Genomic DNA, 16,186 nt, shown 5'->3' on the forward strand with positions numbered 1-16,186 from the left:
GAATCGCAAAAGACGGACCGCCTGAGGGAGGCCCCTTTCCTAACAGCAACGCGGCGAAATGCAAAACGGCGCCGCGAAGGGCGCCGTCTGCACAAAAATCCGAAACCGGGGCCTCAATCGGCCAGCGGAACCTTCGGGATCAGGCTCTTCTTGGAGGAGCCACCGCCCTTTTTCGGCGTCGGTTCGACTGCTTCCGCCTTTTTCGCGGCCGGCTTGCGGCGACGTTTCGGTTTCGCGGTCTTCGGCTTTTCCGTCTTCGGCTTGACCCGTGTCTCCTCGACGCTCTCCAGCAGCAGCCCGGCCGCGTCCTCGGAGACCGAGACCTTGACCGTGCCGCCCTTGCGCAGCTTGCCGAACAGCACCTCGTCGGCCAGCGGCCGCTTGATGTGCTCCTGGATGACGCGGGCAAGCGGACGGGCGCCCATGCGCTCGTCATAGCCCTTGTCGGCAAGCCAGGCGATGGCGTTCTCCGTCAGCTCGAAGGTCACGCCGCGATCGGCAAGCTGTGCCTCGAGCTGCATGACGAACTTCTCGACGATCCGGTGCACCACCTCTGTCGGCAGCGAGCCGAAGGCAATGACCGCGTCGAGCCGGTTGCGGAACTCGGGCGTGAACAGCCGGTTGATCGCCTCCTGGTCCTCGCCCTGGCGCTTGACCCGGTTGAAGCCGATCGGCTCCTTGGCCATGTCGGAGGCGCCCGCGTTGGTCGTCATGATCAGGATGACATTGCGGAAATCGACCTGCTTGCCGTTGTGGTCGGTGAGCCGGCCATGGTCCATCACCTGCAACAGGATGTTGAACAGGTCCGGATGCGCCTTCTCGATCTCGTCCAGCAGCAGCACGCAATGCGGATGCTGGTCGACGCCGTCCGTCAGAAGACCGCCCTGATCGAAGCCGACATAGCCCGGGGGCGCGCCGATCAGCCGCGAGACCGTGTGCCGCTCCATGTATTCCGACATGTCGAAGCGCAGCAGCTCGACGCCGAGCGAGGCGGCAAGCTGGCGGGCAACCTCGGTCTTGCCCACACCGGTGGGACCGGAGAACAGGTAGTTGCCGATCGGCTTGTCCGGCTCGCGAAGGCCCGCCCGGGAAAGCTTGATCGCCGACGACAGGGTCTCGATCGCGTCGTTCTGGCCGTAGACCATCCGCTTCAGCGTCGCGTTGAGGTTCGACAGGACCTCCTCGTCCGACTTGGAAACGGATTTCGGCGGGATGCGGGCCATGGTCGCGACCGTGGTCTCGATCTCCTTGACGCCGATGGTCTTGCGCCGCCGGCCTTCGGGAACGAGCTTCTGCGAGGCACCGGACTCGTCGATCACGTCGATCGCCTTGTCCGGCAGCTTGCGGTCGTTGATGTAGCGCGCCGACAGTTCCACCGCCGTCTTGATGGCGTCGTTGGTGTAGCGGACCTTGTGGAAGGTCTCGAAATAGGGCTTCAGCCCCTTGAGGATCTCGACCGTGTCGGAAATCGTCGGCTCGTTCACGTCGATCTTCTGGAACCGGCGCAGCAGCGCCCGGTCCTTCTCGAAGAACTGCCGGTATTCCTTGTAGGTGGTCGAGCCGACGCAGCGGATCGTGCCCGAGGCGAGCGCAGGCTTCAGCAGGTTCGAGGCGTCCATCGCCCCGCCCGAAGTCGCACCCGCGCCGATCACCGTGTGGATCTCGTCGATGAACATCACCGCGCCGGGATAATCCTCGATCTCCTTGACGACCTGCTTCAGCCGCTCCTCGAAATCGCCGCGATAGCGGGTGCCGGCGAGCAGCGCGCCCATGTCGAGCGAGAAGATGGTCGCATCCATCAGCACGTCCGGCACGTCGCCGTCGACGATGCGCTTGGCAAGGCCCTCGGCGATTGCCGTCTTGCCGACGCCCGGATCGCCGACGAAGAGCGGGTTGTTCTTGGAGCGGCGGCAGAGGATCTGGATGGTGCGCGAAATCTCGGCCGCGCGCCCGATCAGGGGATCGATGCGGCCGGACTTGGCCTTCTCGTTGAGGTTGACGCAATAGGCTTCGAGCGCATCCGTCTTCTGCTTGGGCTTTTCCGCGCCTTCCTCGATCGTCGCCTCCTCCTCGGCGCCATGCACCGGCCGGGCCTCGGACATGCCGGCCCGCTTGGCGATGCCGTGCGAGATGTAGTTGACCGCGTCGTAACGGGTCATGTCCTGCTCCTGCAGGAAGTAGGCGGCGTGGCTCTCGCGCTCGGCGAAAATCGCCACGAGCACGTTGGCCCCCGTCACCTCCTCGCGGCCCGACGACTGGACATGGATCACGGCGCGCTGGATGACGCGCTGGAATCCGGCCGTCGGTTTCGAATCGTCATCCCCGTCGATGACGAGGTTTTCCAGTTCGGTATCGATATATTCGACCAGGTTCCGCTTCAGCGTGTCGAGATCGACACTGCAGGCGCGCATCACCGCCGCCGCGTCCTGATCGTCGATCAGGGCCAGCAGCAGGTGTTCCAAGGTCGCGTATTCCTGCTGGCGCTCGTTGGCATACGAGAGTGCCTGATGCAGGGCCTTTTCAAGGCTTCGAGAGAATGACGGCACGGGCGACCCCTATTTCTTTTCCATCACGCATTGCAGAGGATGCTGGTGTTTGCGGGCAAAGTCCATGACCTGCGTGACCTTGGTCTCAGCCACCTCGTAGGTAAAGACACCGCATTCCCCGACGCCATGGTGATGGACGTGCAACATGATGCGCGTGGCTTCCTCGCGGTTCTTCTGAAAGAACCGCTCCACCACGTGCACGACGAATTCCATCGGTGTGTAGTCGTCGTTCAAGAGCAGGACGCGATAAAGGTTCGGCCGCTTGGCGACGGTCCGCGTCTTGGTAACGACCAGGTTGCCCGTGTCGTCGCCATCGCCGCGTTTCGGTCCGTTCGTCATTGCCTCTCCATCGCCCCTGTTCCGCAGCCGGGTGTTGCGGCCGGTGCCGGCACCCGTGTTGTCGTCTTCGCTGCGGTCACATACGCGTCCTTCGGTCGGTCTGCCGGTCATGCCGGCGGTTGCGTTCGCGTCGGACTGTCTCGCCGGCTGCGGCGATGCCGGGGCACCGCCCCGCTGGCAGCATCGCCGGAGTCGGGACGTTTGTCTTGTCCCTGGCTTCCGGCCCGCCACCGCGGACATCGCCTTGCGACTTCAATGCCAGGCCCCCGACGCTGGTGCGGCCGGCCTTTCGGCGGCCTGCCGAAACAGGACAGGCCGACCGCTTCGTTCCTTAATGTATGGCATCCGTCGCCAAGCTCAATGCTGCCAACATGCGTTCGCCTTCGCAACACGTCGATTTGTTGCAGAAGTCCGCCTGTCCCCGCCGTCAAACGCAAAAAACCCGCGACGGGCGCGGGCTGAAACGAAAACATCCCGCGGCCATGGGACGCGGGATGTTCGGGCGGCGTGAGCGCCGCCTGCGATCGTCTCGGGAGACGGTGAGGCTTACTTGCCGACCTTCGCCAGCACGTCCTCGTAGGGCTTGTAGGCGTCCTTGGCGATCTCGGAATACATCTCGCCGATCTTCGTGACTTCGCCGACGAAGCTCTCGTAGGCGGTCTTGACGTAGTCGCTCTGCGCCTCGAAGGCCTTGTCCAGCGACTTCGCGCCGACCAGCTTCTCGACGGCGGCGGAGCCTTCCTCGAAGGACTTCTTCTGGTAGTCGGCAACTTCCGACGCAATCGCCTGGAAGCCCTTGGTCATGGTGCCGAAGCTCTGCATCATGACGTCCATGTTGTCCTTGCCGAGCTTCTGGATGTCTTCGAAATTGTTCATCATAGTGACCTCTGAGCGTTGAGTTTGGCGCGGTGGCCGTGTGCCTGCCCGCCGATCGACATCGTCAATCCGGCGACATGTCATGTGCCCGAATGTCCTGTCGTCCGTGAGCCGATCCGTTGGATCGGCCGCGGGGCACGCCTCGACGTCGAGCGCTTGATAACGACCCCAGATATATGCGGTGCACAAATTTTTGTCAAGAATCCATTTTGCACTGCAGCATAAACATTCGACCTAAGAAACACTACGGACAGCGGCGGGACCCGGCCCCCGGCAGAGGGTCAAGTGGCCGCACGCACGGGCGTTTTCGGCAAGCCTTGCGATTGCCGGCCGCTTGCCGCACGATTTGCGTGCAGTTTGCCGGCCATCGGTAACGGCGCATTAACTGCCATTTGCGACTCTTCGCTCACAAGGTGCCGACGACAAATCGGCTGAAAGTCTCGAAAATCGGTTTTCCTGTTCGATCGCGTTTGGACATTCGTAACCGTATTTCGAGCATGCTTGAGAGAACGCGCGGAGACGGGCGGCGGGACCGGCAGGGAACCGACGTCTCCGCTCACGAAACACCTGACCCGATGGGGTGACATTGTGCTGAGTAAAGGTGTGCGGCGTGCATGGCGCGCCATGGCAATCGGGCTTCGCGGAACGATCGTGGCCGGTCTGGCCCTCGGACTGACGGCAGCCCTCTCTGCTCCCGCATTCGCCAATTCCAAATATTCGGGCATCGTCGTCGACGTGAAGTCGGGACGCACGCTCTACAGCTACAAGGCCGACACCAAGCGGTACCCCGCCTCGCTGACCAAGATCATGACGCTTTACGTCCTGTTCGAGGAGCTTGAGGCCGGCCGCATGTCGCTGCAGACACCGCTGAAGGTGTCCGCGCATGCCGCGAGCCGTCCGCCCTCCAAGCTGGGTCTGCGCAAGGGCAGCACCATCCGGGTCAAGGACGCGATCATGGCGCTCGTCACCAAGTCGGCGAACGACGTCGCGGTGGTCGTCGCGGAGAACGTATCCGGTTCGGTGCCTGCCTTCGCCAAGAGGATGACGCGCACGGCCCGCCAGATCGGCATGAAGCGCACGAATTTCCACAATCCGTCCGGCTTGCCGAATTCCAAGCAGATCACGACGGCCCGCGACATGGCCCTTCTCGGACGCGCCATCCAGGACCGTTTCCCCAAGTACTACAAGTATTTCGGCACCCGTTCCTACACCTACAAGGGCAGGCGCTACGGCAACCACAACCGCCTTCTCGGCCGCGTGAAGGGTGTCGACGGCATCAAGACCGGCTACATCCGCGCCTCGGGCTTCAACCTGGTGACCAACGTCAAGACCGGCGGCCGGCACATCGTCGCCGTTGTCATGGGCGGCCGCTCGGGCGCCTCGCGCAATGCCCAGATGAAGAAGCTGATCGGCCAGTACCTGCCCAAGGCGACCCGCGGCAAGCGGACCGTACCGGCCCTCGTCGCCCGTGCGCCGGCCGTGGCCGCCCCCAAGCCGCTGGCCTATGCCGAACTGCGCAATGTGCCGGTTCCCGACATCAAGCCGCAGGCTCAGCTCATCCAGCTTGCCCAGGCAAGCAAGGCCGACCAGGCCGAGATCGTCACCGGCTCGATCATCCCGGTTCCGCAGAAGCCCGACCTCAAGGCGATGCTTCGCCAGAAGGCCCTGCAGGTTGCCTCGCTCAACGCCCCCCGTGCTCCCGTTGCCGCACCGCGTGCGCCGGCCGTGCGCAGCGTCAAGACCCAGACCATCCGCGTCACGGCAAAGCCGGATGCCGTGGCCGCCGCCGCTCCGGCCGCAATGGCGCCGGACCTGCCCGATGCACCGGCCAACGCTTCCGTCACGGTCGCCGCCAACAATGCCGCCGACCCGGTTCCCGGCTGGCAGGTGCAGATCGCCGCGGCCGAATCCGAGCATGCCGCGATTGCCATGCTGAAGAAGGCGAAGGGCGCGCTCGGCTCCGGCCTGCGCGGCTACGACCCCTATACCGAGCCGGTCGAGTCGGGCGGCACGACACTTTACCGCGCCCGCTTCATCGGCTTCGAGACCAAGACCGCTGCCTGGAATGCCTGCAGCAGCCTGAAGCGCAAGCGGTTCAACTGTTACGCGGTCTACCAGTAAAGGCAGGCCGCGCCGCCAAAGATCACTTTGTCACGCGTATTGGTGAGTTCAATGACGATCGAGAAGCAGGTCCTTCGCCTCGTTGAGTTTGGCAGCGAGAAATCCGCTTCCTCCCTGGTCGGGGTGGAGACGCTTCATAAGACGGCGGTGCGCCGCCCGGATTTCCGCCTCGCCGGCGCCGGGCGCAAGCCCCAGAACCTGGTAGGCCTCCTGCTCGGTCATGGCGCCCGTGCCCGGCGCGGGTCGATGCCCCGCTGTGGCATCCGCATCGAAGTCTACACGCCAGCCGGGCTCCCGGCGGTCGAGATAAGCTTCAAGTAGGGCCCGGCTGTCGCCATCGGCGGCCGTCTCCCGGTAAAGCTCGACAAGCTCCGCGCGCGACACCCCGTCGAGCGCCCTGCCCTCGAAACGGCCTGCCAGCACCTCGCCGGTCATTGCCCCGCTTTCGTGATCGAGGCACATCTCGAAATACGCGGACCTGACGATGGATACCTGGCCGGCGCCCGCGCCGGCCGAACCGTTTCCCGCAGGACGAAATCCGCGCGCTCCGCGCAGGCCCAGAAGCGTCAGCCCGCCGCCGGCCGCCAGCATCGCCAGGTCGATCCGCCGCACGACGAGGAACACGACCGCCAGCACCAGCAAGGCGACGCCGCCGACCGTCTTCACATGCCGGGCAAGATCGGCCGGATTGCGCCGGGTGACCATCTGCGCGAATGCCAGGAAAAGACCCAGCGCCCCGACGCCGAGCAGCAGATATCCCATTCGCTTCGTCCCCTTGCATCAAATGTGTCGTGGCAGGGAATATAGGGGCAGCAAGCGTCTCCTTCGAGACCGCAATACTTTCTGCGCACCGCTTTGGCTGCCGCCCTGCCTCACTCGTCGATGCGGCCTGCTTCCTGCCCCCTCTTCAGAAGCAGGCGCGCGGCACGCCAGATGCCGGCCAGCGCCATTCCGCCGAAACCGGCAAGGGAAAGAAGCAATCCAACGGGGATCAGGAAAAACGGCTCCTCGACGTGGCCGTAGGCGTCGATCCGCGAACCGATGACATTGTAGGCAAGGCCGCAGGCAAGCCCGGCACAACCGATGATGAACAGGATCGAATAGGTTTTCATGACGCACTCCCGCCCGGCGCAGACACACGCGCCGTCCGGCACTCGGATTAGGCGCGCGCGCCTGAACCCGACATGAACACCCGCGGAACTCTTCTCAGCGCAGATGGGACAGCAGTTTCCCGGCGCCGCCATCGCCGCTCCGCATCAGCTTCTCCAACTCGCCCCGCCCGCCCGTTGCGTAGACGGCGGTGGCCTTGAGCAGGTCTGCGAGTTCGCTCGCCGAAGAGCTGTCGAAACGGAAATGCGCGCCGCCGGTCAGGCGGGCGATCTCGCGAAAGGCCGTTTCCGCGTGCCCGTCCCGACCTTCCTGGAAAACGAAGGCCGGCACGCCGAGCAGCCCCAGTTCGCCGGCTCTCGCGCAAAGGGCATCGACGTCTTCCTCGACGCAGTCGCCGATATAGACCAGCGCCTGCACCTTGCGTCGCTTCGTCTCGTCGATGGCATGGCGCAGGACCTTGCGGATCTGGGTCTGCCCGCCCCGGCAGTCGATCCCGGTCATCAGCCCGGCCAGCGCCCTGGCATCGCTCACCCATTTGGAGGCGGCGCACTCGCCGAAGCCCCGAAAATAGACAAGCTGCATGGCAAGCTCGCCGACCTTGCCGGCGGCTGCAAACATCTCGGCCTGGATGGTGCAGGCCCGATCCCAGGTCGGCTGCCGGCTCATCGTCGCGTCCAGCGCGATCACCAGCCGCCCGGCCTGTGCAAGATCGCGCGTCTCCTTCGCTGCACCGAGAAACGCGGCGATCTCGCTTCGCGCCGATGCGGCGGGCGGCTTGCCGTCCCTCGTCCCGGCCGGCGTGCGACTGCGTGTCGTCTCGATCTTGCGCTCGTCTGCCACGTCGTCCCCTCATCCTGCGCGCCTGCCTGCGGGCAGTCGGTTTGCATATGGCGCCCATTGCGGAAAAAACCAAACCCCGCCCGCAAAAGACGCTAAACAGCGTACCCGGCGCCGGCGCGGGACCGGCGATCGATACGGGAGGACACCGGAAGAATGATCGGGCCGAAGGTTTACGAGACCGTTGCCGACATGCGCCAGGCCGTTGACGCGGCACGAGCGGCAGGCGAGCGCGTCGCGCTCGTTCCCACCATGGGTGCCCTGCACGAGGGACACCTGTCGCTGGTGCGCGCCGCGCGCGAGCATGCCGGGCATGTCATCGTGTCGATCTTCGTCAATCCGACCCAGTTCGCCCCGACGGAGGACTTCGACGCCTATCCGCGCGATTCGGAGGCCGACCTGAAGCTGTTGGCGGGTCTCGGCGTCGAGGGCGTCTTCATGCCCCCGGCGACGGAGATCTATCCGCCGGGCTTCGCGACGGTCGTGTCGGTCGGCGGCCCGGCCGAAGGGCTGGAAAGCGCCACCCGGCCGCATTTCTTCGGCGGCGTCGCCACCGTCGTCACCAAGCTGCTCCTCGCCGCGCTGCCCGACGTCGCGATCTTCGGCGAAAAGGACTACCAGCAGCTCTGCGTCATCCGGCGCTTCGTCCGCGATCTCGACATTCCGGTCGAGATCCTGGGCGGTCCGACCGTGCGCGAGGAGGACGGTCTCGCCATGTCCTCGCGCAACCGCTATCTCGGCACAGAAGCCCGCCGGACGGCAGCCCTCGTCCCGCAGGTGCTCAACGAGGCCATCGAGCGCATCGATGCCGGTGAAGAGGCATCCACCGTCCTCGCCGAGGGCACGGCAAGGCTCACGCAAGGGGGCTTCGCGGTCGACTACCTGGAACTCAGGGACGCCGAAACGCTGGCGCCGGTCGACGCGCAAAGCGCCAGGGCACGGGTGCTCGTCGCCGCGAAGCTGGGCCAGACCCGGCTGATCGACAACATGAGCCTTGCCCGCCCGGCCAACGGCTGGCGCTGAGGAGCAAGCGGTTCTATCGCTTCAGATCAGGCCGAGTTCGGCAAGTTCCCGGCGCATCGCGTCGGGAATGTCGCCGCCGCCCTCCAGCTTGCGGATATCGGGCGGCGCATCCTTGGCCGTGAGATAGCGCCAGCCCTGGAACGGACGGCGCGGCTGCGGCCGTGTCGGATGCAGCACCGGCTCCAGCACCAGATGGCAGCGCTTGATACCGGCGGCGTCGGTGAAGGGACGGATGTCGGTGAGGAACTGGCGCACCTGGATCGATCCCTTGATCACCCAGTAGAGCGAGCCGCCATCAAGGATCTCGTCGCGCCGCGAGGGCACCATCCGCGTCGTGTGATATTGCTCGACCGGCGCGCCGCTGGCGCGCTTTTCCTCCAGCCGGAAGTCGATCGAGGCCTGCAGGTCCTCGATGGACTCCACGCCAACACAGAGTTTGAGCAGGTTCAGCGCCATGGTCCCAGTTATAGGGCCTGACGTGCGCCCGCAAACCCCGCAAGACCGCCCGCTTGCCCGCTATGCACAGGCGATCGGGAATTTCGCGCCCAACGGGCCACGGAACCGCTTGCACATGCGCCCGGCCGACCTATCTCCCTGCCCATGAACATCTTTCTCACAGGCGGATCGGGCACGATCGGGCGCGCCGTTCTCTCCGCACTGGTCGGGCGCGGCCACCGCGTCACCGCCCTTGCCCGCTCGGATGCAAGCGCCGCCCTGCTGCGGGAGGCCGGTGCCCGGGTGGTGCGCGGCGACATCGGCAAGCTTGCCGAGTGGCTCGACATCGCCCTCGCCGGCGATGCCCTCATTCATCTCGCCAACAGTTTCGATGCGGACGCGCAGGCAGCCGAGACGGCGCTCGTCGATGCCCTCGCGCGGACCGTCCCCGACCGCAAGACGCCGTTCCGCCTCGTCCATACCGGCGGCATCTGGCTCTACCCGGAAAACTCGCCCGTTCCCTTGGACGAGACCGTACCCTTCGCACCGATCCCGGCCTTCATCCATGTCGCGGAGGCGATCCGAAAGCTGCAGGCGATCAAGGGACTTTCGCTGGCGGTCGTCCATCCGGCGCTTGTCTGCGCCCCGGACAGCGGTCCCTTGGCGGATATGGCCAGGGCGGCGGAAAGCGGAGAGCCCTTCGTGACCCGCGCCGGGGCGGGCACGCTGTGGCCGCTGGTCGAGGCGGGCGATCTTGCGGATCTCTATAGGCTGGTAGTGGAATCGGATCGCCGCGTCGAAGTAATCGGCAGCGGCATCGAGGCGGTCTCGGCCGGCGATCTCGCCGCCCTCGTCGCGCGGCGCAGGGGCGCGGACATACGGCTGGAGCGGGAACCCGCTGCCGCCGACGTCCCACCCGATCTCGACATCGCCGCCGGCTACGCCCTGTCGCAGCGCGCCTCCGGCGAGGCCGCGGGACGAGAACTCGGCTGGCGGCCGCGTTTCACCGATGCAGAAAGCCTTGTGCTTGCACTGGTCGATGCGCCGGCCTGAACGGGCGATGCCTCAATCGGCCGCCTCTTCCGCCAGCGCCACCACAGGCGCGCCCTGGTCGACCTGGGCGCCTTCGGTGACGAAAACCGCTTCCACCGTGCCGTCGCGCGGCGCGGTGATGGCATGTTCCATCTTCATCGCCTCGACCACGGCAAGCCGTGCGCCCTTGGCAACGACATCGCCCGGAGCCACATCGACGGCGATCACCTTGCCGTGCATCGGCGCCTTGATCGCCGCAGCTCCGTCCGCATCGTCGGCGGCGCGGGAAAGCTGGTCGACAAGCGTCACCCGCACGGCCCGTCCGCCTTCGATGGCGTAGACGTCGGTTCCCGCACGCACCACGCGCCCCGCCACCCCGGCAGCGGCGGCTTCCTGCCCCGTGTCCGGGTCGATCACCACCGCCTGCCCGTCGCGCCAGCCGAGCGTCACGAGGCGCGGGTCGCCGTCGACCTCGACCGGAACGCCGGACCGGCGCGGGCCGGCCATCTCGAAACCGCTCGTCGCGGCAAAGGGATCGCTCCACCCGGTCGGTTCGCCAGCACCCGCCTCCGGCGTCACCAGGGCGGCGACCGCCGCCGCCACCGTCGCATCGGAAACGCCGCCGCTCGTCAGCGCGGCCAGATCCCGGTCGATCAGGCCGGTGTCGAAACCGCCGGCACGCACCTCGGGATGGGCAACGAGCGCCGAAAGGAAGGCGAGATTGTTCTTCGGCCCGGCAATCAGAGAGCCGTCGAACGCCGCCGCCAGCCGGTCGAGCGCGGTCGCCCGGTCTGGCCCGTGGGAAATGATCTTGGCGATCATCGGGTCGTAGAAGGCGGAGATCTCCGCCCCCGTCTCGACGCCGGTGTCGATGCGGATGCCCTCGCCGCCGGGAAGGTCGAGAAGGTCGAGACGCCCGGTCGAAGGCAGGAAGCCCGTGTCCGGGTCCTCGGCATAAAGCCGCACCTCAACCGCATGGCCGGACAACGAAATCTCGTCCTGCGCCAGCGGCAGTCCCTCGCCCGAGGCAACCCGGAACTGCCATTCGACAAGGTCCTGCCCGGTCACCAGTTCGGTCACCGGGTGCTCCACCTGCAGCCGCGTGTTCATCTCCATGAACCAGAAGCCGTCGGGCCTGAGCGTGCTAGACCCGTCGGCGATGAACTCGATGGTGCCGGCGCCCGCATAATTGACGGCCTTGGCCGCCGCGACGGCAGCCGCGCCCATGGCGGCGCGGGTCTCGGCGGTCATGCCGGGAGCCGGCGCCTCCTCCAGCACCTTCTGGTGGCGGCGCTGCGCGGAGCAGTCGCGCTCGAAAAGATGCACGGCACTGCCCTTGCCGTCGCCGAAGACCTGGATCTCGATATGGCGCGGATTGAGGACAAATTTCTCGATCAGCACGCGCGCGTCGCCAAAGGCGGACTTCGCCTCGCGCTGCGCCGAGGCAAGCGCCGCCTCGAACTCGATTGCCTTGTCCACGCGGCGCATGCCCTTGCCGCCGCCGCCGGCAACCGCCTTGATCAGCACCGGATAGCCGATCTCATAGGCTTTCTGCTTGAGGAATTCCGGCTCCTGCCGGTCGCCGTGATAGCCCGGCACCACCGGCACGCCAGCCTTTTCCATCAGCGTCTTGGCCCCGTCCTTCAATCCCATGGCGCGGATGGCGGCGGCCGACGGCCCGACGAAGACGATGCCGGCGACAGCGCAAGCCTCCGCGAAGGCAGCGTTTTCCGACAGGAAGCCGTAACCGGGATGGATCGAGGCCGCGCCCGTCTGTCTGGCTGCGTCGAGAATCCGCTCGCCCACCAGATAGCTTTCCGAACTCGGCGCCGGGCCGATCGCCACCGCCTCGTCGGCCATCGCCACATGCAGCGCGTCGCGATCGGCTTCCGAATAGACAGCGATGGTGCGCAGGCCGAGACGGCGCGCGGTCCGGATGATGCGGCAGGCGATTTCCCCGCGATTGGCGATCAGCACCGACTCCAGCATGGGATGGGTCCTCGTGGTAAAAGGCTTGGCTTGCACGAACCGGCGAAACGGCCCGCAGCGGGGATTACATGCGGAAGACGCCGAACCGGGTCTCGGGAACCGGCGCGTTGAGGGTCGCGGACAGGGCGAGGCCGAGCACCGTGCGGGTCTCCTCCGGCAGGATGATGCCGTCGTCCCACATCCGCGCCGTGGCGTGGTAGGGATGGCCCTCCGCCTCGTATTTCTCGCGGATCGGCGTCTTGAAGGCGGTCTCCTCCTCGACGCTCCAGCTGCCGCCGTCAGCCTCGATATTGTCCCGCTTGACGGTCGCCAGAACGCTCGCCGCCTGCTCGCCGCCCATCACGGATATCCTCGCATTGGGCCACATGAACAGGAAGCGCGGAGAGTAGGCCCGCCCGCACATTCCGTAATTGCCGGCACCATAGGAGCCGCCGACAATCACCGTGATCTTCGGCACTTTCGCGCAGGCAACCGCGGTGACCAGCTTGGCCCCGTCCTTGGCGATGCCGCCGGCCTCGTATTCCCGCCCGACCATGAAACCGGTGATGTTTTGCAGGAACAGGATCGGAATGCGGCGCTGGCAGCACAGCTCGACGAAATGCGCGCCCTTGAGCGCGGATTCTGAAAACAGGATGCCGTTGTTGGCGATGATGCCGACGGGGATACCCTGGATGCGGGCAAAGCCCGTGACCAGCGTCGTGCCATAGGTCGCCTTGAACTCGTCGAGCTGCGACCCGTCGACGATGCGGGCGATCACCTCGCGGATATCGTATTGCTTCTTCAGATCGACCGGCACCACCGCGTCGAGGTCGCGCGGGTCGACCAGCGGCGCGCGCGGCGGGGACAATGCCAGTTCCGGCGCCTTGACCGTGTTCAGGTTGGCGACGATGCCGCGCGCCTGGGCCAGCGCCTGATCGTCGTCGACCGCATAGTGATCGGCAACGCCGGAAACGCGGGCATGCACGTCGGCACCGCCCAGGTCCTCGGCCGAGACTTCCTCGCCGGTCGCCGCCTTGACCAGCGGCGGGCCGGCCAGGAAGATCGTTCCCTGTTTCCGCACGATGATGGTTTCGTCCGACATTGCAGGCACATAGGCACCGCCGGCCGTGCACGATCCCATCACCACGGCGATCTGCGGAATGCCCATGGAGGACATGGTCGCCTGGTTGAAGAAGATGCGGCCGAAATGGTCGCGGTCGGGGAAGACCTCGGTCTGGTTGGGCAGGTTGGCGCCGCCGGAATCGACCAGATAGATGCAAGGCAGCCGGTTCTCCATGGCGATTTCCTGCGCCCGCAGGTGCTTCTTCACCGTCATGGGATAATAGGTGCCGCCCTTGATGGTGGCATCGTTGCACACGATCATGCAGTCGCGGCCCGAGACCCGGCCGATGCCGGTGATAAGCCCGGCGCCGTGGATCGCGTCGCCGTAAAGGCCGTGGGCGGCGAGCGCCCCGATCTCGAGAAACGGACTGCCGGGATCGAGAAGCCGGGCGACACGCTCGCGCGGGAGCAACTTGCCGCGTGAGAGGTGCCGCTGGCGGGCACGCTCGTTGCCCCCGAGCGCGGCCGTCCGCCGCTTGTCGACAAGGTCGGCGCGGATCTCGCCCCAGGCGGCGCGATTGGCCTCCACCTCGGGTCCGTGGGTCGTGGAATTGCTGCGCAGGATCGCCACCTGGTGTCCCCCCGTTTGGTGTCGCGCGGGTGCCCGAAAGCTCCCTCCCCGCGCCGCCGTTATCGCCTGTCACGCGGACATTGAATGACGCTTACGTTTTAGTCAATAGTTTCAGTTTTCGTGTTTTAATACAGAATGTTGAATGGCATCTAATCGACCTCTTCAGCCGGAAGTACCCACGGTTCGGTTGCCGCCGCACTCCGCCACTCGAGCATCAGGGGATGCTCCATCACCGCCTGCGCATAGCTGCGCTCGACCTCGCTCATGGGCAACAGGTAGGTCAGGAACCGGGAGACGACCGGCGCGTAGAAGCAGTCGGCGGCGGAAAAGGCACCGAACAGGAAATCCCCCTCGCCCGCATGGGCCGCGCGGCAGTCGCGCCAGATCCCGGCGACCCGGGCGATATCGCGCGATGCGTCGGGCTGGGCGGGGTGAAGCGCCGGCACACGGCGCAGGTTCATCGGGTAATTCCCGCGCAGGTCGGCAAAGCCTGAATGGAACTCGGCGCAGATCGCCCGGGCATGGGCGCGGGCCGCCCGCTCCGCCGGCCACAGGCCGGAGCGCGGAAAGGTTTCGGCCAGATATTCGATGATGGCGAGCGAATCCCAGACGGTGATGTCCTCGTCGATCAGCACCGGAACCCGGGCCGCCGGCGTTATCTCCCTGATCCGGCTGGAGAATTCTGGCGTGTCGAGAGGAACGAGCACTTCCTCGAACGGATGGCCCGCCAGCCGCGCCGCAAGCCAGGCCCTGAGCGACCAGGAGGAATATCTCTTGTTGCCGATCACCAGTTTCATGCGAAATCCCCTGCCTTCGGCGCACGAATGTGCAAGCCTTCGTAAATATGGTGGCGCTAGTCTGTTCCCGACCGGCCCCGCGGGGTCAGATTCGGATGAACACGCTGATGTTGCAAGCTTCCCGCTCTCTGGTTGCCCTGCTTGCCGCCGCCGGCATTGCCGCTCTGGCTGGCCTTGTTCCCGTGCGCGCGGAGCCGGTGGCCTATCGGCTCGCCAACACCGCCACACTGGCGCGCGAGGGCAGCGAGATCGTCGTCATGCCGACCGGCTTCGATCAGCGGCTCGTGCATATCGACCTTGCGGAGGGTGGCGGCGAACTGACGCTCGATATCGGCACCCAGTTGAAACTGTGGCGAATTCCCAGCGGACTGGAGCGGATCGAATGGCCGGCGGAGACGGGGATAACCCTGGCGCGCGAGGACATTCCCGCGATCACCGGCCGGTCCACGGCGGCCGAGGTCCCCACATGGGGCGCCGAGGTCGACTGGCCAGGGCTCGGTCCGGTCACGCTTGTCCTCTTCGAACTGGACGCAGAGACCTATGCCGGGATGCTCTCCAGCACACCGTCGGGCGTGCGCAGGCTTCGCCAGATGATCTTCCGCCAGATGACTGTCCGCAACCGCCCCAAGGATCGTCCCGCGCGCCGGCCCGGGCCCTCCCCTTCCGCCCTTGCGGATTGAGAAACTTCAGCTTTCCGCCCTAGCCTTCGGCTCTTCTACCGGTCCGCCGGCCTCCCGCCAGGCGCCGAACCCGCCATCCACATGGGCGACCGGGGCGAGCCCCATCTCCTGCACGGCGCGGGTGGCGAGCGCAGAGCGCCAGCCGGCGGCGCAGAAGAACACGAAGCGCTTGTCCTCGCCGAAGGCGGGATTGAAGTAGGGGCTGTCCGGATCGACCCAGAACTCCAGCAACCCGCGCGGAACATGCAAGGCACCCGGCACCTTGCCCTCGCGCTGCAACTCGCGCACGTCGCGGATATCCACGAAGACAACCGTATCGTCGCCATGCAGGGCAACCGCGTCGGCCACGCTGAGCGTCTCGATGACGGCATTCGCCTCCTCGAGCAACGCCTTGTAACCCTTGGTGATTTTTCCGCCCATCCTCAACCTCCCCGTTGGTCTCCTGCCGGTGTGGCTGACTGTCCGGCCGGGCAAGTGTTTCCGCGCCGACGTCCGATGGCAAGCAGTGATCCCCGCGAAACGCAAAAAGGGCGCGGAGGATATCCCCCGCGCCCTGATCTGCAATCTGAAGGATCCGCTCACCGGTCGCTTTCGCCGGTCGCGATCCCTGCCGCGCGCCGGCCCGGATCGCTCCGGGCCTCTCGCGGGAATTACTGGACCGCGACCACGGTCGCGGAAGACACATCCCCGCCGAACACATACATGAGCGCGAGAATGCCACCTGCCAGG

At 66.1% G+C, this 16,186-nt stretch carries 15 protein-coding genes; 4 read left to right on the plus strand and 11 right to left on the minus strand.

From position 1 onward, the window contains the following. Positions 1–113: 113 nt before the first annotated feature. The 3 genes from clpA to ACQY46_RS17675 form a co-directional block, all read right to left on the minus strand. A complete protein-coding gene (clpA, locus tag ACQY46_RS17665) occupies positions 114–2,546 on the minus strand; it encodes an ATP-dependent Clp protease ATP-binding subunit ClpA (protein ID WP_428697312.1) in 2,433 nt (810 codons plus the stop codon). A gap of 9 nt (positions 2,547–2,555) precedes the next feature. Beyond that, a complete protein-coding gene (gene clpS, locus ACQY46_RS17670) occupies positions 2,556–2,885 on the minus strand; it encodes an ATP-dependent Clp protease adapter ClpS (RefSeq protein WP_306028376.1) in 330 nt (109 codons plus the stop codon). Between the two features lie 546 nt (positions 2,886–3,431). Beyond that, positions 3,432–3,764, minus strand: coding sequence for a phasin family protein (locus tag ACQY46_RS17675; protein WP_428697313.1), 333 nt, complete (start codon positions 3,762–3,764; stop codon positions 3,432–3,434). A gap of 648 nt (positions 3,765–4,412) precedes the next feature. Here ACQY46_RS17675 and ACQY46_RS17680 point away from each other — a divergent pair. Continuing rightward, a complete protein-coding gene (locus ACQY46_RS17680; RefSeq protein WP_428697314.1) occupies positions 4,413–5,882 on the plus strand; it encodes a serine hydrolase in 1,470 nt (489 codons plus the stop codon). Between the two features lie 48 nt (positions 5,883–5,930). Here ACQY46_RS17680 and ACQY46_RS17685 read toward each other — a convergent pair whose 3' ends face one another. The 3 genes from ACQY46_RS17685 to ACQY46_RS17695 all read right to left on the minus strand — a co-directional run bounded on the left by ACQY46_RS17685 (position 5,931) and on the right by ACQY46_RS17695 (position 7,832). After that, positions 5,931–6,644, minus strand: coding sequence for a DnaJ domain-containing protein (locus ACQY46_RS17685; protein ID WP_428697315.1), 714 nt, complete (start codon positions 6,642–6,644; stop codon positions 5,931–5,933). A gap of 110 nt (positions 6,645–6,754) precedes the next feature. Continuing rightward, positions 6,755–6,994 (minus strand): DUF3955 domain-containing protein, encoded by a 240-nt coding sequence (locus tag ACQY46_RS17690; RefSeq protein ID WP_428697316.1) that lies wholly within the window; start codon positions 6,992–6,994, stop codon positions 6,755–6,757. A 94-nt stretch (positions 6,995–7,088) separates the two neighbouring features. Beyond that, a complete protein-coding gene (locus ACQY46_RS17695; protein WP_428697317.1) occupies positions 7,089–7,832 on the minus strand; it encodes a VWA domain-containing protein in 744 nt (247 codons plus the stop codon). 153 nt (positions 7,833–7,985) lie between these two features. On the opposite strand from ACQY46_RS17695, the gene panC reads away from it, so the two are divergent. After that, positions 7,986–8,852 carry a pantoate--beta-alanine ligase gene (gene panC / locus ACQY46_RS17700; RefSeq protein WP_428697318.1) on the plus strand — a complete coding sequence of 289 codons (867 nt, stop codon included), beginning with the start codon at positions 7,986–7,988 and terminating at the stop codon, positions 8,850–8,852. Between the two features lie 21 nt (positions 8,853–8,873). On the opposite strand, the gene ACQY46_RS17705 is transcribed toward panC, so the two are convergent. Next, positions 8,874–9,308 carry a DUF1489 family protein gene (locus ACQY46_RS17705; protein WP_428697319.1) on the minus strand — a complete coding sequence of 145 codons (435 nt, stop codon included), beginning with the start codon at positions 9,306–9,308 and terminating at the stop codon, positions 8,874–8,876. Between the two features lie 144 nt (positions 9,309–9,452). On the opposite strand from ACQY46_RS17705, the gene ACQY46_RS17710 reads away from it, so the two are divergent. Beyond that, complete coding sequence (locus ACQY46_RS17710) at positions 9,453–10,340, plus strand: NAD-dependent epimerase/dehydratase family protein (protein ID WP_428697320.1); 888 nt, start codon at positions 9,453–9,455, stop codon at positions 10,338–10,340. 12 nt (positions 10,341–10,352) lie between these two features. On the opposite strand, the gene ACQY46_RS17715 is transcribed toward ACQY46_RS17710, so the two are convergent. The 3 genes from ACQY46_RS17715 to ACQY46_RS17725 form a co-directional block, all read right to left on the minus strand. After that, positions 10,353–12,308 (minus strand): acetyl/propionyl/methylcrotonyl-CoA carboxylase subunit alpha, encoded by a 1,956-nt coding sequence (locus tag ACQY46_RS17715; protein ID WP_428697321.1) that lies wholly within the window; start codon positions 12,306–12,308, stop codon positions 10,353–10,355. A gap of 64 nt (positions 12,309–12,372) precedes the next feature. Then, positions 12,373–13,980 carry a carboxyl transferase domain-containing protein gene (locus tag ACQY46_RS17720; protein WP_428697322.1) on the minus strand — a complete coding sequence of 536 codons (1,608 nt, stop codon included), beginning with the start codon at positions 13,978–13,980 and terminating at the stop codon, positions 12,373–12,375. A gap of 149 nt (positions 13,981–14,129) precedes the next feature. Beyond that, on the minus strand, positions 14,130–14,777 hold the full coding sequence (locus tag ACQY46_RS17725; RefSeq protein ID WP_428697323.1) for a glutathione S-transferase family protein: 648 nt from the start codon (positions 14,775–14,777) through the stop codon (positions 14,130–14,132). A 107-nt stretch (positions 14,778–14,884) separates the two neighbouring features. Here ACQY46_RS17725 and ACQY46_RS17730 point away from each other — a divergent pair, with 107 nt between their 5' ends. After that, positions 14,885–15,457: a hypothetical protein gene (locus tag ACQY46_RS17730; RefSeq protein ID WP_428697324.1), complete on the plus strand. Its 573-nt coding sequence runs from the start codon at positions 14,885–14,887 to the stop codon at positions 15,455–15,457. Positions 15,458–15,463: 6 nt separating this feature from the next. On the opposite strand, the gene ACQY46_RS17735 is transcribed toward ACQY46_RS17730, so the two are convergent. Further along, entirely contained in the window at positions 15,464–15,877 is a 414-nt protein-coding gene (locus ACQY46_RS17735; RefSeq protein ID WP_428697325.1) for a rhodanese-like domain-containing protein, read from the minus strand. Between the last annotated feature and the right edge of the window lie 309 nt (positions 15,878–16,186).

This window comes from Stappia sp. (assembly GCF_965276915.1).
In the GTDB taxonomy this organism is placed as follows: domain Bacteria; phylum Pseudomonadota; class Alphaproteobacteria; order Rhizobiales; family Stappiaceae; genus Stappia.